The organism is Trinickia sp. Y13 (assembly GCF_029522115.1).
GTDB lineage: Bacteria > Pseudomonadota > Gammaproteobacteria > Burkholderiales > Burkholderiaceae > Trinickia.
Window position 1 is genome coordinate 1 of record NZ_JAKWFK010000039.1, and the last position, 1,957, is coordinate 1,957.

2 protein-coding genes are annotated in these 1,957 nt (G+C 60.3%); both read right to left on the reverse strand.

Going from position 1 to position 1,957, the window contains the following annotated elements:
* Positions 1-66 precede the first annotated feature (66 nt).
* On the reverse strand, positions 67-840 hold the full coding sequence (gene istB / locus MMB74_RS27240; RefSeq protein ID WP_277431703.1) for an IS21-like element helper ATPase IstB: 774 nt from the start codon (positions 838-840) through the stop codon (positions 67-69).
* A complete protein-coding gene (gene istA, locus MMB74_RS27245; RefSeq protein WP_346780729.1) occupies positions 837-1,871 on the reverse strand; it encodes an IS21 family transposase in 1,035 nt (344 codons plus the stop codon). The genes istB and istA overlap by 4 nt, the downstream gene beginning before the upstream one ends.
* Positions 1,872-1,957: the final 86 nt, after the last annotated feature.

Consider the following 1,957-nt stretch of genomic DNA (forward strand, 5'->3'; position numbering starts at 1 on the left):
TGTCAAGCGCATTCGAAATCTGAGCCACTTCGCGCGTGAGCGCGCAAAGTAAAAGTGAGCCAGTCGCTAGTTCTTCGATGCCGGAACGTGGCCGGCTTTTCGTTGCTGTTTAAGTCGGTAGCTGTCTCCTTTGATTTGGATGATGTGAGCGTGATGCAAGATGCGGTCGAGCATGGCCGCGGTTAGCGTCGCATTGCCGCCGAAGGTCTGGTCCCATTGGGTGAACGGCAGGTTGCTCGTCAGAATCATCGAGCCGCGCTCATAGCGCTTTGCCACGATCTGGAAGAAGTGGCTTGCTTGGTCCCCGGAAAGCGGCAAGTACCCGATCTCGTCGACGATTAGCAGTCTTGGCCCGATAACGTTGTGCCTAAGCACGGCGTCATAGCGCTCTTGGCGGCGAGCTGCCTCGAGCTGCAACATCAGATCGGCCGCCGTGATGAACTTCGTCTTGATGCCCGCTTGCGTAGCCGCGTATCCGATGGCTATCGCCAGGTGCGTCTTGCCGACGCCGGACGGACCAAGCAAAACGGCGTTCTCGCCACGTTCGACGAAGCGCAGCGTGGCTAATTCGTCGATGGCCTTGCGCGGCGCCCCGACGGCGAAACTGTAGTCGTAATCGTCGAGCGTCTTTATTGCCGGGAATCCTGCCATGCGCACGAGTGTCTGTCGCGATCGAAGCTGCCGCATCTCGCGCTCATGTGCCAGTGCTTGCTCAAGGAAATCGAGGAAGCTCCACTGCTTGGCCGCCGCGTCGTTAGCGAGTGCGATGTAGCGCTGCATGAGCCCTTCCAGCTTCAGGCTTTGGCAGTGAGCGTCGATGCGTTCTTGCTGCAGATTCATGCCCGAACCTCCGTCAGCAATTGCTGATAGACCGACAAGGGATGCTGCAGCGATAACGACGAAGGTGTCGCCGGCCTTGCTGCGGGCGATGCCACTGGTAGTGGCGTCGCGAATCCGGGCAGCTTGCGCAAAGTGTCCCGCTCGCGTTCTTCGAACAGGCTTGCCGGCGGCGCTCCGGTCACCGGGTGCACTCGTTGGTTGGCAACGTCGCGCAGCCACTTGCCGACTTCCGCGTTGGCCGTCTCGACGTCCAGCAGCATGCCGGACTGTTTGAGCCAGCTGGACAGCGGCACGTAGAAGTTGCCGCGCAGATAGCGATGGAAGCGCTCGATCTTGCCCTTCGTGCGAGCACGGTACGGTTGGCAGAGCCTGGGCATAAAGCCGTAGCGCTTCGCTAGGTCGAGTAACCCCGGATGCCACCGATGCTCGCCTTTGCCGTAAGCATCGCGCTCAAGCACGATCGTCCTGGCGTTGTCGTACAGAATCTCGCGCGGCACCCCGCCGAGCGTTTCGAATAACGCGTGGTGGCAAGCGATCAGCGTTTCTGCCTTCTCGTTGGTAGCAAAGCGCGCCCAGCGCCAACGGCTAAAGCCGAGCGTCGCGGTGAACGCGTACAGCGGGTTGGCGCCACGACGAAATACGACGAAGTCGCATTGCATCTGCCGCCCCGGCTCGGTCTCGAAGCGCACGATCGGATCCGGTGCCGGTGTGGGCTTGTGCGTCTTCATGAAAGCTTGAATGCTGCGTAGCTGACCTTCGTAGCCCAGCGCACGGAGCTCGCGCAGCAGCGCCGGCGCGGCGATCGTCTCTGGCGCCGCCGCTTGCATTCTCTCGACGATATACGCGTGAAATGAATCGAGCTTGGTTGGCCGCGGCTCACGCTGCTTGTAGCGAGGCACGTCCTGCGACGCCAAGTACCGCGTCACGGTGTTGCGAGACACGCCCAAGTGCCGTGCGATCTCTCGCAACGACAACCCTTGAGCCTTGAGCACATGGATTTGCATCCACTGTTCCTTCTGGAGCATCGCCAGCCTTCGCGCAAAAAAGGCTGACTGTACTGAAAGGTGGCTCAGATTTACTTTGCGCGAAGTGGCTCAGTATTACTTTGCGCGCAACA